Origin of the sequence: Synechococcus sp. BO 8801, assembly GCF_002252675.1 — a bacterium.
In the GTDB taxonomy this organism is placed as follows: Bacteria; Cyanobacteriota; Cyanobacteriia; order PCC-6307; family Cyanobiaceae; genus Cyanobium.
In genome coordinates, this window is record NZ_NQKY01000002.1 from 180,728 (window position 1) to 197,125 (window position 16,398).

General features: G+C 65.1%; 18 protein-coding genes. 9 read left to right on the top strand and 9 right to left on the bottom strand.

The genetic code is table 11. The features are described from left to right. The first annotated feature begins 140 nt into the window (after positions 1 to 140). From CJZ86_RS02355 to hisS, 4 genes are read left to right on the top strand one after another with little or no spacing between them, the layout of a single operon-like run. Positions 141 to 1,553: a nucleotide sugar dehydrogenase gene (locus tag CJZ86_RS02355; RefSeq protein WP_094584358.1), complete on the top strand. Its 1,413-nt coding sequence runs from the start codon at positions 141 to 143 to the stop codon at positions 1,551 to 1,553. Continuing rightward, positions 1,554 to 2,495, top strand: a complete 942-nt coding sequence (locus CJZ86_RS02360) for a UDP-glucuronic acid decarboxylase family protein (protein ID WP_094584359.1) — start codon at positions 1,554 to 1,556, stop codon at positions 2,493 to 2,495. Next, positions 2,492 to 3,520, top strand: a complete 1,029-nt coding sequence (locus CJZ86_RS02365; protein WP_094584360.1) for an NAD-dependent epimerase — start codon at positions 2,492 to 2,494, stop codon at positions 3,518 to 3,520. Before CJZ86_RS02360 ends, CJZ86_RS02365 begins: the two co-directional genes overlap by 4 nt. A 45-nt stretch (positions 3,521 to 3,565) precedes the next feature. Beyond that, positions 3,566 to 4,867: a histidine--tRNA ligase gene (gene hisS, locus CJZ86_RS02370; protein ID WP_094584361.1), complete on the top strand. Its 1,302-nt coding sequence runs from the start codon at positions 3,566 to 3,568 to the stop codon at positions 4,865 to 4,867. Between the two features lie 119 nt (positions 4,868 to 4,986). Here the strand turns inward: hisS and CJZ86_RS02375 are convergent, their stop codons facing one another. From CJZ86_RS02375 to CJZ86_RS02400, 6 genes are all read right to left on the bottom strand, one after another. Beyond that, the gene (locus CJZ86_RS02375; RefSeq protein WP_015109703.1) at positions 4,987 to 5,187 is read right to left on the bottom strand and encodes a photosystem II reaction center protein J; all 201 of its coding nucleotides are present in this window, start codon (positions 5,185 to 5,187) and stop codon (positions 4,987 to 4,989) included. An 18-nt stretch (positions 5,188 to 5,205) separates the two neighbouring features. After that, positions 5,206 to 5,325 (bottom strand): photosystem II reaction center protein PsbL, encoded by a 120-nt coding sequence (psbL, locus tag CJZ86_RS02380; RefSeq protein ID WP_015109702.1) that lies wholly within the window; start codon positions 5,323 to 5,325, stop codon positions 5,206 to 5,208. Between the two features lie 7 nt (positions 5,326 to 5,332). Continuing rightward, positions 5,333 to 5,470 carry a cytochrome b559 subunit beta gene (gene psbF / locus CJZ86_RS02385; RefSeq protein WP_015109701.1) on the bottom strand — a complete coding sequence of 46 codons (138 nt, stop codon included), beginning with the start codon at positions 5,468 to 5,470 and terminating at the stop codon, positions 5,333 to 5,335. Continuing rightward, positions 5,467 to 5,721: a cytochrome b559 subunit alpha gene (gene psbE / locus CJZ86_RS02390; protein ID WP_015109700.1), complete on the bottom strand. Its 255-nt coding sequence runs from the start codon at positions 5,719 to 5,721 to the stop codon at positions 5,467 to 5,469. Before psbE ends, psbF begins: the two co-directional genes overlap by 4 nt. Positions 5,722 to 5,820: 99 nt before the next feature. Further along, complete coding sequence (locus CJZ86_RS02395) at positions 5,821 to 6,861, bottom strand: photosynthesis system II assembly factor Ycf48 (RefSeq protein ID WP_094584362.1); 1,041 nt, start codon at positions 6,859 to 6,861, stop codon at positions 5,821 to 5,823. Then, positions 6,861 to 7,271, bottom strand: coding sequence for a rubredoxin (locus CJZ86_RS02400; RefSeq protein WP_094584363.1), 411 nt, complete (start codon positions 7,269 to 7,271; stop codon positions 6,861 to 6,863). Before CJZ86_RS02400 ends, CJZ86_RS02395 begins: the two co-directional genes overlap by 1 nt. Before the next feature lie 143 nt (positions 7,272 to 7,414). On the opposite strand from CJZ86_RS02400, the gene ndhC reads away from it, so the two are divergent. The 3 genes from ndhC to CJZ86_RS02415 are packed head-to-tail and all read left to right on the top strand — an operon-like array spanning position 7,415 to position 9,144. Further along, positions 7,415 to 7,777: a photosynthetic/respiratory NAD(P)H-quinone oxidoreductase subunit C gene (gene ndhC / locus CJZ86_RS02405; RefSeq protein ID WP_015109697.1), complete on the top strand. Its 363-nt coding sequence runs from the start codon at positions 7,415 to 7,417 to the stop codon at positions 7,775 to 7,777. Positions 7,778 to 7,790: 13 nt separating this feature from the next. Then, the gene (gene nuoB / locus CJZ86_RS02410; protein ID WP_094584364.1) at positions 7,791 to 8,546 is read left to right on the top strand and encodes an NADH-quinone oxidoreductase subunit NuoB; all 756 of its coding nucleotides are present in this window, start codon (positions 7,791 to 7,793) and stop codon (positions 8,544 to 8,546) included. Then, entirely contained in the window at positions 8,539 to 9,144 is a 606-nt protein-coding gene (locus CJZ86_RS02415; RefSeq protein ID WP_094584365.1) for an NAD(P)H-quinone oxidoreductase subunit J, read from the top strand. Before nuoB ends, CJZ86_RS02415 begins: the two co-directional genes overlap by 8 nt. Before the next feature lie 18 nt (positions 9,145 to 9,162). Here CJZ86_RS02415 and CJZ86_RS02420 read toward each other — a convergent pair whose 3' ends face one another. Further along, on the bottom strand, positions 9,163 to 10,251 hold the full coding sequence (locus CJZ86_RS02420) for a glycosyltransferase WbsX family protein (RefSeq protein ID WP_094584366.1): 1,089 nt from the start codon (positions 10,249 to 10,251) through the stop codon (positions 9,163 to 9,165). Between the two features lie 238 nt (positions 10,252 to 10,489). On the opposite strand from CJZ86_RS02420, the gene CJZ86_RS02425 reads away from it, so the two are divergent. After that, positions 10,490 to 11,311, top strand: a complete 822-nt coding sequence (locus CJZ86_RS02425; protein WP_094584367.1) for a glycosyltransferase — start codon at positions 10,490 to 10,492, stop codon at positions 11,309 to 11,311. A gap of 282 nt (positions 11,312 to 11,593) precedes the next feature. Here CJZ86_RS02425 and CJZ86_RS16435 read toward each other — a convergent pair whose 3' ends face one another. After that, a complete protein-coding gene (locus CJZ86_RS16435) occupies positions 11,594 to 12,568 on the bottom strand; it encodes an FkbM family methyltransferase (RefSeq protein ID WP_233133790.1) in 975 nt (324 codons plus the stop codon). A 1,479-nt stretch (positions 12,569 to 14,047) separates the two neighbouring features. Further along, complete coding sequence (locus tag CJZ86_RS02435; protein WP_094584469.1) at positions 14,048 to 15,364, bottom strand: gluconeogenesis factor YvcK family protein; 1,317 nt, start codon at positions 15,362 to 15,364, stop codon at positions 14,048 to 14,050. 272 nt (positions 15,365 to 15,636) lie between these two features. Here CJZ86_RS02435 and CJZ86_RS02440 point away from each other — a divergent pair, with 272 nt between their 5' ends. Next, entirely contained in the window at positions 15,637 to 16,395 is a 759-nt protein-coding gene (locus tag CJZ86_RS02440) for an ABC transporter ATP-binding protein (protein WP_198960059.1), read from the top strand. The last annotated feature ends 3 nt before the right edge of the window (positions 16,396 to 16,398 follow it).

A 16,398-nucleotide genomic window follows, 5' to 3' on the forward strand; every position in this document is an offset into this window, starting at 1 on the left:
GACCGACCCCCGTCAGGCTCTCGATCTCAACTTACCTGTGCTTAACCTTCGTCACCGTTCCGGAGACGCCCCCCGCCATCGCCCGGCCACGGCCAAAGCCAGGCAATGGCGGTAATGTCCCCGCAGCACTGCCATCCCCCATGGACCCGGCCCATCCGCCGATTCGCACCATCTGTTGCATCGGAGCGGGTTATGTGGGGGGACCGACGATGGCGGTGATCGCCGATCGTTGCCCCGGGATTCAGGTCACGGTGGTCGACCTCAATGCCGAGCGGATCGCCGCCTGGAATGATCCGGATCTGGGCCGGCTGCCGGTGTACGAACCCGGCCTCGATGCCGTGGTGGGCAGGGCCAGGGGGCGCAACCTCCACTTCACCACCGAGGTGGATGCGGCGATTGCCGCCGCCGACATGGTGTTTCTCTCGGTGAACACCCCCACCAAGACCAAGGGCGTGGGGGCCGGCCAGGCCAGTGACCTGCGCTGGATCGAGGCCTCGGCCCGCCAGGTGGCCGCCTCCGCCCGGGGCCACACGATCGTGGTGGAGAAGAGCACCCTGCCGGTGCGCACCGCCGAGACCGTGAAGGCGATCCTGGGGGCCGCCCAGCAGAACCGCCCGGAGGGCGATCGCAGGCAAGCCAAGACCTTCGCCGTCCTCTCCAATCCCGAGTTCCTGGCCGAGGGCACGGCGGTCGCCGACCTTGAGGCCCCCGACCGGGTGCTGATCGGCGGCGAAGACCCCGCGGCGATCGAATCCCTGGCCGGGATCTACGGCACCTGGGTGCCCCAGGAGCGGATCCTGCGCACCAATCTCTGGAGCAGCGAGCTGTCCAAGCTCACCGCCAACGCCTATCTGGCCCAGAGGATCTCCTCGATCAACAGCATCGCCGCCCTCTGCGAAGCCACCGGGGCCGACGTGCGCGAGGTGGGCCGCGCCATCGGCACCGATTCCAGGATCGGCGCCAGGTTCCTTCAGGCCGGACCCGGCTTCGGCGGCAGCTGCTTCCAGAAGGACATCCTCAACCTGGTGTACCTCTGCCGCCACTACGGGCTGGAGGAGGTGGCGGGCTACTGGGAGCAGGTGGTGACCCTCAACACCTGGCAGCAGGACCGCATCGCCCGGCTGGTGGTCCAGCGCCTGTTCGGCACCGTCACCGGCAAGCGGCTGGCGGTGCTGGGCTTCGCCTTCAAGGCGGACACCAACGACACCCGGGAGGCGCCTGCCATCCGCATCTGCCAGGACCTGATCGAGGAGGGGGCTCGCCTGGTGATCGTGGATCCCAAGGTGTCAGCCGCCCAGATCGCCGAGGACCTCGGCCAGCCCCCCTCGCCGGCCGACGGCGGCTGGCAGACGGCGGGATCGCCCCTGGAGGCCGCCGCCGGCGCCGATGCCGTGGTGATCCTCACCGAATGGCGTGACTACGCCCGGCTCGACTGGGGGGCGATCGCGGCCCAGATGCGTCGCCCGGCCTGGCTGTTCGACGCCAGGGCCATCGCCGATGCCGCTGCCGCCCGGGCGGCGGGTCTTAACGTCTGGCGGGTGGGTGAGGGCTGAGTGACGCGGCGCAATCTGATCACGGGCGGAGCCGGCTTCCTCGGTTCCCATCTGGTCGACCGGCTGATGGAGGCTGGCGAGGAGGTGATCTGCCTCGACAACTTCTACACCGGGCGCAAGGACAACATCCGCCACTGGCTGGGTCACCCCCAGTTCGAGCTGATTCGCCACGACGTCACCGAGCCGATCCGCCTCGAGATCGACCGCATCTGGCATCTCGCCTGCCCGGCGTCGCCCGTGCACTACCAGTCGAACCCGATCAAGACGGCCAAGACCAGCTTCCTCGGCACCTACAACATGCTCGGCCTGGCGCGTCGCGTCGGCGCCAGGCTGCTGCTGGCCAGCACCAGCGAGGTCTACGGCGATCCGGAGGTCCATCCCCAGCCTGAGAGCTACCGGGGCTGCGTCAACACCATCGGCATCCGCTCCTGCTACGACGAAGGCAAGCGGATCGCCGAGACGCTCTGCTTCGATTACCAGCGCATGCACGGCACCGAGATCCGTGTGATGCGGATCTTCAACACCTACGGGCCCCGCATGCTCCCGGACGACGGCCGGGTGGTGAGCAACTTCATCGTCCAGGCCCTGCAGGGTCTGCCCCTCACTCTGTATGGCGACGGCAGCCAGACCCGCTCCTTCTGCTACGTGGATGACCTGATCGAGGGCATGATCCGGCTGATGAACGGCGAGCACACCGGTCCGATCAACATCGGCAACCCCGGTGAGTTCACCATCCGCCAGCTGGCCGAGAAGGTACGGGAGCGGATCCAGCCCTCTCTGGAGCTCACCACCCAGCCCCTGCCCCAGGACGATCCCCTGCAGCGCCAGCCCGTGATCGACCTCGCCCGCGAGCTGCTCGGGTGGGAGCCGAAGGTGAGCCTGGACGAGGGACTGGAGCCCACCATCGCCTACTTCCGGGAACGGGTGCGGGCGGGCCGTTGACGGCGAAAGGGCCGATCCTCGTCACCGGGGTCGCCGGCTTCATCGGCGCGGCGGCGGCCGAGCGGTTGCTGGCTCGGGGCGAGCGGGTGGTGGGGCTCGACAATCTCAACGCCTACTACGACCCTGCCCTGAAGCGGGCCCGTCTGGAGCGGCTGGAGGCCCTGGCTCCGGCGGGCGCCTTCGCCTTCCATCCCCTCGATCTGGTGGACGCCGAAGCGGTGGCGGCCCTGTTCGCCGCCGAGCGGCCCGCCCGGGTGCTGCATCTGGCCGCCCAGGCCGGGGTGCGGCACTCGATCGACAACCCGGCGCTCTACATCCAGAGCAACCTGGTGGGGTTCGGCACGGTGCTCGAAGGCTGTCGCCACGCGGGTGTGGAGCATCTGGTGTATGCCTCCAGCAGCTCGATCTACGGCGGCAACCGCCACATGCCCTTCCGCGAGCAGGACCCGGTGAACCACCCGGTGAGCCTGTATGCGGCCACCAAGAAGGCCAATGAACTGATGGCCCACACCTACAGCCACCTCTACGGTCTGCCGGCCACCGGCCTGCGCTTCTTCACCGTCTATGGCCCCTGGGGCCGGCCCGACATGGCGCCGATGCTGTTCGCCCGCGCGATCCTGGCCGGCGATCCGATCCGGGTGTTCAACCACGGCCGCATGGAGCGGGATTTCACCTACATCGACGACATCGTCGAAGGGGTGATCCGCTGCCTCGACAAGCCCGCCACGGCGGATCCGGCCTTCGATCCGCTGCATCCCGACCCCGCCACGGCCGCCGCCCCCCACCGGGTCTTCAACATCGGCAATGCCCGGCCCGTGCCCCTGCTGCGGTTCATCGACCTGCTCGAGCAGGCCCTCGGCCGTCCGGCGATCCGGGATCTGCAGCCCATGCAGCCCGGCGACGTGCCGGCCACCGCCGCCGACACCACCGCCCTGGAGTCCTGGGTGGGGTTCCGTCCCTCCACGGCGATCGAAACCGGGATCGGGCAGTTCGCCGCCTGGTACCGCGCCTTCCACGGCGTCTGAGCCGACCCCTTCGGGCACAATGGGTCGCTGCCGATCCGCACCGTCTTGAAACCGCTCCAGAGCCTGCGGGGCATGGTCGACCTGCTGCCCGGTCAGACCCCCTTCTGGCAGCGGATCGAAGCCACCGCCCGGGAGCACTTCCGTCGGGCCGCCGTCGAGGAGATCCGCACGCCCCTGCTCGAGGTGACCGAGCTGTTCGCCCGGGGCATCGGCGAGGCCACCGACGTGGTGGGCAAGGAGATGTACAGCTTCGAGGACCGCGGCGCCCGCAGCTGCACCCTGCGGCCCGAGGGCACCGCCTCGGTGGTGCGGGCCGCGATCCAGCATGGCCTGGTGGCCCAGGGACCCCAGCGGCTCTGGTACGGCGGGCCGATGTTCCGCTACGAGAGGCCCCAGGCCGGCCGGCAGCGGCAGTTCCACCAGATCGGCCTGGAGTTCCTCGGCCACGGCGATCCCCGCAGCGACGTCGAGGCCATCGCCATCGCCTGGGATCTGCTGATGGATCTGGGGGTGGGGGGCCTGTCCCTGGAGCTCAACTCCCTCGGCAGTCCCGAGGACCGGCAGCGCTATCGGGCCGAACTGGTGGCCTGGCTGGAGGCCCATCGGGAGCGTCTGGATCCCGATTCGCAGCAGCGGATCGCCACCAACCCCCTGCGGGTGCTCGATTCCAAGAACCCCGACACCCAGGCCCTGCTGGCCGGCGCCCCCGCCCTGGCCGATGCCCTCAGCGGCGAGAGCCATGAACGCTTTCTGCGGGTGCGGCAGGGTCTGGAGGCCCTCGCCATCCCGTTCGAGCTCAACCCGCGGCTGGTGCGGGGGCTTGATTATTACGGCCACACCGCCTTCGAGATCACCAGCAGCCAGCTCGGGGCGCAGGCGACGGTGTGCGGCGGCGGTCGCTACGACGGCCTGGTGGAACAGCTGGGCGGGCCCCCCACGCCGGCCATCGGCTGGGCCCTGGGCATGGAGAGGCTGGTGCTGCTGCTCAGCCAGGCCATGGAGGCGGGCACCCAGGCCCCAGTGACGGCCGCCCAACCAGACGTCTACGTGGTGAACCGGGGCGCCCTGGGAGAGGCCTGCGCCCTGGAGCTCGCCCGGTGCTGCCGCCAGCGCCCAGGGGCTTCGCTGGCGGTGCAGCTGGATCTCAGCGGCGCCGGTTTCGACAAACAGCTCAAGCGCGCCCGCAGGAGCGGCGCCCGCTGGGCCCTGCTGCTGGGCGATGAGGAAGCCGGGGCCGGCCAGGTGCGGCTGATGCCCCTGGCCAGCGAGGCTGGGTCAGGGGATCGGGTCCTGAGCCGGGAGGCGTTTCTGGCCCTGCCGCCGGAGGAGCTGCGGCGCCAGGGATGAACCGCCCCGCTGGAGCCCACGGCCTCAACCATGGCCTACAGGATCATGGCCAACAAAAAGCGGATCCCTGGGGATCCGCTGGATGGGTCACTGGGGGCAGCGCGCTGGCCACCGTCCCATCAGGCCGAACCGACACCCACATAGGAGCCGTAGAAGAACAGACCGACCACAAAGATCACGGCCATGCCACCGGCGGTGGCGACCATCCAGAGCGGCAGGACCCCTTCGGTCCACCGGCTCTTCCAGGCCACGGCCGGGCGGCCGTCGGGAAGGCGGTCGGGGATCCGGCCGTCAGGAAGTGAGGATTTCTTGCCGCTCATGGATGGGGTGCCTCCCGATCAGTTGAAGAAGTAGCTGGAGAAGAGGATGCCGATGACGAACACGAACAGCAGGCCCAGATAGAGGCTGGTGCGGTTCAGCTCGACCGGCAGGTTGTTGGGGTTGGGATTGCGCTGCATGGATGTCTCAGCGACGGACGAACTGCATGGCCGCCAAGGCACCCAGGAAGAAGACCGTGGGAATGCCGAGGGCGTGGACGGAAAGCCAGCGCACCGTGAAGATCGGATAGTTGCGCGGCGTGGTGGGGGCGGTGGACTGGGTCATGGTTCCTGGAGGCGCAGATCAAGGCTGCTCTTGCCCTCGTAACGCTGACTCACAACGGGAGCCTTGGTTTCCTGGGCCTGGAAGTAGGCATCCGGACGGGGCGTGCCGAAGGCGTCGTAGGCCAGGCCGGTCGACACGAACAGGAAGCCCGCCAGGAAGATGGCCGGCAGGGTCACCGCATGGATGACCCAGTAGCGGATGCTTGTGATGATCTCGAAGAACGGGCGTTCCCCTGTGGAGCCGGCAGCCATAGCAACAAGCGTTCAGCCAGGAGATCCTAGGGGTCGATCGGGGGGCTCCGCCAGCCGGGCGGGGGGTTGGTTACAGAGGGATGCAGTTGCCCCCCGCCCTCAGCCCACCCAGCGCAGCAGCACGCCCCGCTCCCCCAGGACGAAGCCCTTGCCATCGGGGGAGAAGACGATCCGGGAGAAGTTGGTGGGCTGCTCAGTGCCCACCGGATCCCGCTGCCAGCTGGCGCCGGCATCGTCGCTCACCAGCAGGGTGCCGTTGCCGCCGCCGGTCCACACGGCGCCCCGGGGGTCCCAGGCCATGTCGAGGTAGCCATAGCCGTTGGTGATCGGGATCACGGGCTTGCTCCAGTCGCCGCTCTCGGTGCTCTCGGCGGTGCTCGGGTCGCCGTCGAAACGCAGCTGGGCGCCCCGGGCCACCATCCAGAGGTGGCCGTCGGGCTGGAAGCCCATCGACTGCAGCCGCTGGCTGCTGACCCGCTGGTGCACCTGCCAGGCGGGCAGGCCCGGTTCCCAGGTGGCGAAGAAGTTCCCCAGGCTGCTGACGCTGACGTAGTCGCCCTCGGCGCTGCGGCGCAGGTCGCGGATGGCGCCGGCGGCATCCCCCACCAGGGCCTGCCAGCTGGAGCCGGCATCGGTGGTGCGGTAGACGGCACCGACGTTGGTGGCCAGCTCCGCGGTCTTCGGCCCCAGGGCCGTCACCAGGTAGGGCTCGCCGGGCAGCTTGGTGTCGAGCAGCAGCCGGCTCCAGCTGCTGCCGGCATCGTCGCTGTGCAGCAGCAGGCCGGGCTGGCCCACGATCCAGCCCTCAGGGCCGTTGAAGTCGATGCTGATCAGCCGGAAGTTCTCCTCCTCCGGCAGGTCGAGGGCCCGTTCCTGCCAGCTGGCCCCAGCGTCGTCGGTTTCCATGATCAGCCGGTTGCTGCCCACCAGGAACCCGTGGTCGGCGCTGCTGAAGGCCACGTCGAGGGGATTGGAGCGGGTGTCCAGGGGGACCGCCTGCCAGGGGCTGGCGGCGGCGGTGGGCAATCCGGTGGTGACGCAGCCCGTGAGGCCGAGGGCGAGCACGAGCGAGATCGCCAGGCTGAGCAGGGGCCGCAGCGGGCGGAGCAAGGCCGGCAGGGCGGGAAGGGGCGCAGGCATCAACGCAGGGAATAGAGAGAGAGGAAGAAAGCGAAGGCGAGGGCGAACCCCCCGAAGATCAGGACGTTCTTCTGACCGGGGGTGAGGCGGTTCACCCCCAGGCCGAAGTTGAGGTTCTCCTCGAAGCCACTGGGCTTGTTGCGTGGGCCGATGTCCTTGAAGGCCCCCACCCGGCTGCGGCAGACCGGGCAGCGGAAACCGACCGGGTCGAGGTCGAGAAAGGAGGTGCCGGAGGGGATCCCCAGCTTCTTCACCCCCTCGGCCGGGTCATAGACGAAGCCGCAGCTGCGGCACTCGAAGCGGTGGCTGGATGGATCCTCGGCGACGGTTTCGGCCGCCTCGCTGACGGCCCCGGCGGGCCCGGTGGGGACCTCTTCGGTGGGTGTCTCCGTCGGCGGTTCCGTGCTCATCCCGTGCCTGGCCATACGTGGGAACTCTATCGACGGCGACCCCGGGGCCCGCGGCTGCTCCGGCCATCCGGCCGCGCCGGTCGTCGCGGCGACCCCCGCCCCCGGAAGCAGGTGGCAGAATGCGCGCCAGGTTGGGTCCGCCGATGTTTGTGCTCTCCGGCTACGACGCCTTTCTGGGCTTCCTGCTGATCTCGGCGGCGGTTCCGGTGCTGGCGCTGGTGGCCAACAAGCTGCTGGCGCCCAAGAGCCGCCAGGGGGAGCGTCAGCTCACCTACGAATCGGGCATGGAACCGATCGGCGGGGCCTGGATCCAGTTCAATATCCGCTACTACATGTTCGCCCTGGTCTTCGTCATCTTCGATGTCGAGACCGTGTTCCTCTATCCCTGGGCGGTGGCCTTCCACCGGCTCGGGCTGCTGGCCTTCATCGAGGCTCTGATCTTCATCTCCATCCTGGTGCTGGCCCTGGCGTACGCCTGGCGCAAGGGCGCCCTCGAGTGGAGCTGAGCACCTCCCCACCATGACCCTCACACCCCCTGCCGGCTCCCTCTCCGTCGATGCCCTGCGCGATATGCGCGAGGCCAGCTGCGGCCCCGTGGGCGCCCCCGGCGTCACCGCCGACCTGTCCGAGAACATCATTCTCACCAGCCTCGACGACCTCCACAACTGGGCCCGGCTCAGCAGCCTCTGGCCGCTGCTCTACGGCACGGCCTGCTGCTTCATCGAGTTCGCGGCCCTGATCGGCTCCCGCTTCGACTTCGACCGCTTCGGCCTGGTGCCCCGCTCCAGCCCCCGTCAGGCCGACCTGCTGATCGTGGCCGGCACCGTGACGATGAAGATGGGGCCGGCGCTGGTGCGGCTCTATGAGCAGATGCCGGAGCCCAAGTACGTGATCGCCATGGGGGCCTGCACCATCACCGGCGGCATGTTCTCCGCCGACTCCACCACGGCGGTGCGCGGGGTCGACAAGCTGATCCCCGTCGATCTCTACCTGCCCGGCTGCCCGCCCCGCCCCGAAGCGATCTTCGATGCGGTGATCAAGCTGCGCAAGAAGGTCGGCAACGAAGCCCTGGCCGAGCGTGGCAACCTGCGACCCACCCACCGCTACTGCACGATCCCCCACCAGATGAAGCGGATCGAGCCGATCGTCACCGGGGCCTACCTGCGGGCCGAAACCCAGCAGGCCGCCCTGGCCGCCGCAGCCGGTCTGCCGATGGGCGCCGCCGCTGACACTGCCACCGTCCCTGCCACCCCCGCCTCCACCACCGATGCCTGAGGAGTCCCCCGTCACCCCCGGCGCCTCGGACGCCAAGGAATCCGCCGATGCCGGTGCCCTCCAGGCCGCCGCCCCTGGCCCTGTGGCCACCTGGCTGAGCGGCCAGGGTTTCGATGCCGTCGCCCTGGGCCCGGACCACTCGGGTGTCGAACTGCTCGGGGTGGAGCCCGCGGCCCTGCCGCTGGTGGCCACGGCCCTGAAGGCGGCCGGCTTTGATTATCTCCAGTGCCAGGGGGGCTACGACGAGGGACCGGGGGGCCGGCTGGTGAGCTTCTACCACCTGGTCAAGTTGGCCTCCATGGTCGATCAGTTTTCGGCCATGGCCGAAGCCACCGGCCCCCTGCCGGCCGATGCGCGTCCGGAGGAAGTGCGTCTCAAGGTGTTCCTGCCCCGGGACGGTGCCCTCTCGATCCCCAGCCTCTATGGCCTGTTCCGCGGTGCGGACTGGCAGGAGCGCGAAACCTTCGACATGTATGGCATCTCCTACGAGGGCCATCCCCATCCCAAGCGGCTGCTGATGCCCGAGGACTGGAAGGGCTACCCGCTGCGCAAGGACTATGTGCAGCCTGATTTCTATGAGATGCAGGATGCCTATTGAACGTCTTCATGGAACGGCTCAGCCGCTGAGCGCAGCGAGCGTTTCTTTGAGGTAGCGGGTTCCCCAGCGCTGATCGGGTTCCAGGTGGTTCCCTTCTGCCCACTCGTTCCAGGCGTTGATGAAGACGACCGGTTCAGGAAGACCGTAGTCAGGGAGGCGTTCCACCGTCTGCCTGAGCCAGTGGCCGTAGCGCTCCGGTGTCCCATCCTGGAGGATGATGCCCCCCCAGCGGCGGCGAGCCGTGTTGTCCCAGGAAGGGGTGACACAGGGAAAGCGGGGATAGGGGGGAGCTGGCCTGGCAAGGGCGGCTTGGCAGACCTTCTCGTAGTCGATGACCCGGTGGATCTTCTTGCCTGGAGACTCATTCTTGATGATCCCCTTGATCGTTTCACGAAGGCTGGGAGTCTGCGAGGGCAGCGTACCCAGCATCGGCCAGCAGGGCTGAAATTCCACGGCGGCATCAAAGCCGAAGCTTTGGGGGTTGTTGATCTCCTCCTCTTTCGATTCAACGGAAACGAGATAGAGATCTCCAAGGCCATGGTCATGGGCGATCGAACGCCAGATTTCGGCCGTCCGGGCCGGCTGGGGCAGGGCGCTGGTGCGGTAGACCAGAAACAGCGGTTTGCCTTCGATCCTGATGTAGCGGGGATCCCTGAAGGCTGCCAACAAGGACATCAGGTGATCGCGATCGTCCTGCTCGCTGTAGATCTGCTCAAGAAGAATCTCATCATCGGACCCGTCCCAGCGCCGGGTCCAGTTTTCATTGGCCCAGCAGAGGCAGAAGGGAAAGTCAGGCTCCCCTGAAGCCAGCACGTCTTCGAAGGGCCGTTGCAGGACCCTGCGGCCATTGAACCAGTAGTGGTAGTAGCAGAAGCCGTGGATTCCGAACGCCTGGGCCAGTTCCGCCTGGGCCTGGCGCGCTTCCGGCAGGCGAAGGTCGTAGAAGCCAAGATCCGCCGGCAGATGGGGTTGGTAATGATGGCGGAACAGGGAACGTGCCTTGGCTACGTTGCGCCATTCTGTGAAGCCTTTTCCCCACCAGGCATCGTTTTCAGGAATCGGGTGGTACTGGGGAAGATAGAAGGCGATGGCCTTGGGTAAGGGCACTGCTGCACGCGAGTCCGATGGACGGATCCTAGTCTTGGAAACTCCCATGGGCCATTAGATGGTTGATCCCATGGAGTTCTGAGGCCTGCAGGCTTGTGAATGGACTCTTGCCTGAGACAATGATAGGGCCGACGGAAAAGATCTGTCTCCGTGGGCAAGGCCATGCCGATAGCAAGGCATTCACTGGCACAGACTATTCTTCGCCGTGTACGATTGAGTTCCCCGGCTGAGGCTGTCTGTGGCGCTGGTTCCCTCGTCCATGGGCATGACGCATGCACCTTTCTTCAGCATTGTTATCCCTACATACAATCCCCAGCTTGATCGCTTCGCGAGGTGCTTGGAGAGTGTCTATAAGCAGAACTTCTCAGACTGGGAAATCATTATCATTGACTCACTCTCGGCCCGCAGCGACGATGTCAAACGGCTGGTCGGAGAGTCTGCCCATGTTCGTTACATGCAGGATCTCGAGGCCAGTGGCATCTATCCAGCCATGAATATGGCTTTGGCTCAATCTACGGGGGCTTGGGTCTTGTTCCTTGGCCATGATGATCGGCTGGCCGACCCATCTGTGCTGAGGATCGTCAGGCAGCATATCCATGCATCCAGGCTTTGCTTTTGGAGGCAGGCATACTATGGGAATGTCTTGATTGACGGTGATGCAGGTTGGGCAAAAGGTGGGGCCATCTACGATGGTGAATTCAATCTGGCGAAGCTGCTGAGGCGCAATATCTGTCATCAAGCCATCTTCTACCGAGGCTGCCATGCACGCGGTGGTCGACCGCTCTATAACCCGGACTTCCAGGTGACGGCCGATTGGGACTACAACCTACGAGCCTGGACGCGTGGGGGGTACGGATACATCCCATTGACGATCTCTGTCTTTTTGGGAGGGGGGACTTCATCCTCCATGAAAGCAGATGGGTTTTATGGCGCCTTGGCCTTGACGTGGGGCTATTGGAAGCGGAAGCGCCCAATGATCCTTGCCTTGATTACGCTTGTATACTGCAAAGTTGCTGCCTTATTTCCGGAATCCACGCGTGAATCTGCTTCCAGAAGCTAACGCGAACGGGACCGTCAGCGCAACGAAGGACCCCTGGGGATCCTGCTGTGGCGTTACGAAGTGGATGGGTTGAAGCGTGGCTTGCCGCTTGGGTTGAATCTGTCCATTCCTGTCCATGTGCACCGCTCAGCTTGGCAGAAGCCATGGGCTCGGACAAGTGCTTCGAAGAGAGGCGATTGGACACAGCCACCCCAAGGTGATCGGTTGTTGATCCGGCAGGCCCCAAGGGCCGGCCTGCAGTGCGCCTAACCTGCAGAAGCTGACTGGGCCGATCCAGTTCCCTTATTCACGACTCTTTCCAGGCTTGAGTATTCTTTTGATGCCAAGATAGATCTTGATGGGACGCTCAAGTTCGCCGAGGCGCTTCTCCAGGTATTCAATCCTGCGCTTTGCGGACTCTTGCTTGTATTCGAATAGCTTGTTGGCCTCATTGAGCTGTCGAAGGGCGTGATCCAGCTTTTGTGATAGCAAAGCGACTTTCTTCCAGGTGCTGATTCCAGCGGGAGTTTCAGCTTCAAAGCTCTTTTCGTCGACCCAATCTCCCTCTAACAGCAGAGGCGGCAACGCTTTCACGTTTCTGTCGAGGTCCAAGGGCTGCGGCAGCAGTGGCTGGTAGGAGGCGCCTGGCTGACCCTGGTTCAAGCGATCGCGCCTGAGAAAGGTGAGTTCGATGACTCGCGGTATGACAAGACCTGAGCCTTCAATAGTTACTTCACCGCAGCAGTTGTTGGGATGGGCATGGACGCAGATGTGACTGTTGTCGAGCCTTCTGAGCAATGGGCCAAGCTCGTTTTCAAACTCTTCTGGATCATTGGCTGAATCAAGTCTATGCAGCTCAATCGCAATGATCCTGAAGCGGTTCAGTGTGCTTTGCTTGCAGGCAAGAAGATTCCTGTACTCGGCGCCTTCAATGTCCATTTGAAGGAGAAGATCGCCTTCCGGGTCTGGACATTCTTCTTCAACCCATTCGTCAAGGTTGATGCTGTCTTTGCCATGGTCTATGTCCAGCCATTTCTTTTTGAATGTCTGCATGAACTCAACGAGTGGCGTCTCCAGGGCTTCCAAGTCGCTGGTGTAATCACAAAGGTGGCAGACGATCCCGTGAGTTATTGCCAATTCATCTTCGAAACTCTTTGTATTGTTCACTCCTGGAGAGAAGCAGGCTCTGATTCCTTGAAGATCGTCAGGAATCAGATACGCTCCATCTTCATCGCCTCCGATTCTGATCAGGGGGTATGGGCATCGCTTGGGCTTCATGATCAGGATGTCTCTGATCCTCTTCGCGAGCTCTTGCTCTTCTTTAGTCCGCGATGAAGGCATTGTTTAGGACATGCCCCATGACATAAGCTTGGCGACTGGCACCTCAAGACCTCAGTCAAATTGAGATTATCCTAACAGGTAGATCCCTGAACTTCTCGCTCCCGCTGTCCATAAGTGTTGCCCATGGAAACCCGGGTGGACAATGTCCTTGAGCATCGGCAGTGTCAGCTTGTACCTTCTGGCTTGGCCGATGCAGGATCTGGTTGGCTGGCGAGCCCTCATCCTGCATGGCCAATCTCGCCATAGGCGTTTTCGGCCTGCAGTGAAGTTGACCCGATCGTACTTGTTTGCCCCTGGACATTTATCTGCTGCGATCGTGTCAGCGGGTAAACCTGCGGGCCTTGTAAACAATGTTGTAGTAGCTTCCTCCTTGTGCGCGTCGCGCGAATCTCGATCGACGGTATTCTTTGTATCCAAGCTGCGACATGAAGGCGTTCATGTCCTTTGGTTAGCAGCAGCCAGTGTAGGCCTCAAAATCTGGGACTTCTGTCTTGATGAATGGCAAAGCTTTCAGTACTGGAATGGCTCCCTTGAGGACAAGCAACTCTGATCCCTGGGTGTCCATGATCAGTGCTTGGTAATCTCTTTCATCCAGTTGATGCACTTTGAGCAGGGATGGCAGGGTTGTACTCTTCAGGCGAATCGTGGTTGAGCAGTTGACTTCAGGTCAAATGTCCCTATGAAGATGTAGGTCGAGAATGGAGGAGGACTCGCCGCTGTTGTTAGAAATGAGAAACACATACTCCTTGCCATCGACATCTGTGATCAAGGCGTTGATGGCTTTCTGCTTTGTAAGCTCTTCAGTATTCTTTTGAAGTTGTCTGAAGATTTCGGGGATCGGCTCAACCCAGGCAACTTTCAGGTCGTACTTGGCGTAGAGATTGCGCTCTTGCCTGGTATTTGCGCCGGTGAATGATGCCCGAAACTTCCTTTAGGAAGTCGTCCAGGCCTGATGGCTTTTTCGAGGTGGGCTCAGGATTGATCGAAGAGCTTTGATGATCATTGTCTTTCCTCAGTAACTTCACCAGCGCTGCTCTTGACTTTATCGGCTTGAGGCCCTGTAAGGGCGTTGAAGGGGCCGTTCCCTTGTCGCGTCAGGACCCCGTAGCATTGCTGTGGCACCTATCGCCCGCAATGCCTGATGTCTGGGGCGAGTGCGTTCGATCTGGCCTTCAGGGGTGGAATCGCTGCTAAAGCTCCATTTATTAATTGCTGGCAGGCGCGCCATGGGTTGGCCGAAATGTGAACTCCCCACAGAATCCTCGTTTTTGTGTGGCTGCCCTGCAGGTCATGGGCATGCAATTCTCCTGCGTCCCAATCCTCAGGTCGTTTTCGGCCACCACGCTGCTGTTCGACAACCCTTTGGGGCCATGGACCTAGGGATCAGCGGCTGCAGCGCTCATCGACGTTCAACTTTCAATCCCTTTTGTGCTTGCGGTAGAACCGGATCACCTCCTTGGCCACGCTGCGTGGTTCATGGCGCAGGGTGGCGCTGGGACGGGCCCCCTGCAGGGGCGCCAGGATCACCTCATAGCCCTGATCCCTGAGGACGGAGGCCTCGCACGTCACCGGTTCGGCGCCCCGCAACCGGTAGACGTCCAGCAGGCTGGAGTCGTCCAGTTCCTCCTGGGCCAGCACGGCCGTGAACAGGCGCTGCTCCACCCCCAGGCTCGCCAGCTGGGCTTCGATCGCCCGCAGGTGGCCGCCGACGTCCAGGCCGTCGGTCTCGCCGGGCTGGGTCATCAGGTTGCAGATGTAGAGCCGCGGCGCCTTGCTGGCGCTGATGGCGCTCACCAGCTCCGGCACCAGCAGGTTGGGCAGCAGGGAGGTGTAGAGACTCCCCGGCCCCAGCACGATCAGTTCCGCGTTGGCGATCGCTTCCAGGGCCCGCGGCAGGGCCGGCGGCCGCTCCGGCGTGCAGCCCAGGCGCACGATCGGACAGGGGGCGTGGCCGATCTGGGATTCCCCCTCGATCCGCTCGCCGTTCTCCAGCTCCGCCCACAAGCGCACGTCGGCGTTGGTGGCAGGCACCACCTGCCCCTGCACCGCCAGCACCCGGCTGCTGGCGATGATCGCCGATTCCAGACTGCCCGTGATCGCCGTCAGGGCACTCAGGAACAGGTTGCCGAAGCTGTGGCCCTCCAGGCCGCTGCCGGCCTTGAAGCGGTATTGGAACAGGCGGGTGAGCAGGGGCTCCTCCCGTGCCAGGGCCGCCAGGCAGTTGCGGATGTCGCCGGGGGGCTGCACCCCCAGCTCCCGCCGCAGCACGCCGCTGCTGCCGCCGTCATCGGCCACCGTGACGATCGCGGTGAGGTTGCTGCTGTAACGCTTCAGGCCGCTCAGCAGGGTGGCCAGCCCCGTGCCGCCGCCGATGGCCACGATGGTGGGGCCGCGGTTCAGGCGCCGCTGGGCCAGCAGGGCATCCACCAGCAGGGTGTCCTTCTCCGGAGCCAGGGCCTGCTGGATGGCGCCGAAGCTGCGGCTCTGGCCGAGCCAGACCATGGCGGCGCCGATCAGCAGCACCAGCGGGCCGGTGATGCCCCGGGGCATCACCTGGGTGAGGCGATTGAGGCCCCAGCGGATCGTCTCCAGGGTCCAGTAGATCGGCTGCAGGTCGGCCCATACCGCCGCCCCCAGCAGGGCGATCACCAGGCCCAGGCCCGAGGTGATCATCCAGCGCTTCACCACCAGGCCCGGCTGCAGCCAGCGGGCCGCCCGCCGCGAGCGGCTCATCAGGTCCTGCTGACGCAGGTCGCCGCGGCCCACCCAGCGGGGGCGCCCCGGGCGGGAGCCGCCCCGGCGCCGACGGGCGTTCGCAGCGGAGCCTCGAACCGTCAAGGGCAGGGCGTGGCGACGCGGCACAGACCACCCGAACTGTACGGATGAAAAGCCCGTCCTGAACCGGCAGGATGGGAGCCGGGCCTCCGGGGCCCCCTCGCCGTGGTTCCTTGGCCCTCAGTCAACTCGCGCTGAACGCTCCCCCGGCCATCCCACCGGTGGCCCAGATGGAGAGCCTCAGCATGCGCTGGGGCGAGACCCTGGTTCTCGATCGGGTCGACCTCAGCCTCACCCCGGGCGAGCGGCTGGTGGTGGTGGGCCCCTCGGGCTCGGGCAAATCCACCCTGCTGCGGCTGCTGGCCGGGCTGCAACTGCCCACCGATGGGCTGCTGCGCATCCACGGCGAACCCCAGACCTACCTGCGCCTGGACCAGCGCCACCCTCCGGACGTGCGCCTGGTGTTCCAGAACCCGGCCCTGCTGGCCTCGCTGTCGGTGCGCGAGAACGTCGGCTTCCTCCTCTACCGCTTCAGCGGCCTGGGGGAGCGGGAGATCGCCGAACGGGTGGACCAGGCCCTGCAGGCCGTGGGGCTGGCGGGCATCGCCGATCGCATGCCGGGCGAGCTCAGCGGCGGCATGCAGAAGCGGGTGAGCTTCGCCCGCGCCCTGATCGACGACCCCACCCTGGCCTCGGCCCGCACCCCCCTGCTGCTCTTCGACGAACCGACGGCCGGTCTGGACCCGGTGGCCTGCACCCGCATCGAGGACCTGATCGTGCGCACCTCCCGCATCGTCCACGCCTCCACCCTGGTGGTCAGCCACGTGATGAGCACGATCGACCGCTGCGCCGAGCGGGTGGCCCTCCTCTACGACGGCCGCTTCCGCTGGATCGGCTCGGTCGAGGACTTCCGCGTGAGCACCAATCCCTATGTGGTGCAGTTTCGGAGCGGTAGTCTGCACGGACCGATGCAGCCGGCCGAGAACTGAGCC

What these genes read in the sequence shown, in the direction of transcription:
- CJZ86_RS02355 (WP_094584358.1), top strand. Translation starts at nt 141, where the DNA reads ATGGACCCGGCCCATCCGCCGATTCGCACCATCTGTTGCATCGGAGCG.
- CJZ86_RS02375 (WP_015109703.1), bottom strand. Translation starts at nt 5,187, where the DNA reads ATGAGCGGCAAGAAATCCTCACTTCCTGACGGCCGGATCCCCGACCGC.
- psbL (WP_015109702.1), bottom strand. Translation starts at nt 5,325, where the DNA reads ATGCAGCGCAATCCCAACCCCAACAACCTGCCGGTCGAGCTGAACCGC.
- psbF (WP_015109701.1), bottom strand. Translation starts at nt 5,470, where the DNA reads ATGACCCAGTCCACCGCCCCCACCACGCCGCGCAACTATCCGATCTTC.
- psbE (WP_015109700.1), bottom strand. Translation starts at nt 5,721, where the DNA reads ATGGCTGCCGGCTCCACAGGGGAACGCCCGTTCTTCGAGATCATCACA.
- CJZ86_RS02395 (WP_094584362.1), bottom strand. Translation starts at nt 6,861, where the DNA reads ATGCCTGCGCCCCTTCCCGCCCTGCCGGCCTTGCTCCGCCCGCTGCGG.
- CJZ86_RS02400 (WP_094584363.1), bottom strand. Translation starts at nt 7,271, where the DNA reads ATGAGCACGGAACCGCCGACGGAGACACCCACCGAAGAGGTCCCCACC.
- ndhC (WP_015109697.1), top strand. Translation starts at nt 7,415, where the DNA reads ATGTTTGTGCTCTCCGGCTACGACGCCTTTCTGGGCTTCCTGCTGATC.
- nuoB (WP_094584364.1), top strand. Translation starts at nt 7,791, where the DNA reads ATGACCCTCACACCCCCTGCCGGCTCCCTCTCCGTCGATGCCCTGCGC.
- CJZ86_RS02415 (WP_094584365.1), top strand. Translation starts at nt 8,539, where the DNA reads ATGCCTGAGGAGTCCCCCGTCACCCCCGGCGCCTCGGACGCCAAGGAA.
- CJZ86_RS16435 (WP_233133790.1), bottom strand. Translation starts at nt 12,568, where the DNA reads ATGAAGCCCAAGCGATGCCCATACCCCCTGATCAGAATCGGAGGCGAT.
- CJZ86_RS02435 (WP_094584469.1), bottom strand. Translation starts at nt 15,364, where the DNA reads ATGAGCCGCTCGCGGCGGGCGGCCCGCTGGCTGCAGCCGGGCCTGGTG.
- CJZ86_RS02440 (WP_198960059.1), top strand. Translation starts at nt 15,637, where the DNA reads ATGGAGAGCCTCAGCATGCGCTGGGGCGAGACCCTGGTTCTCGATCGG.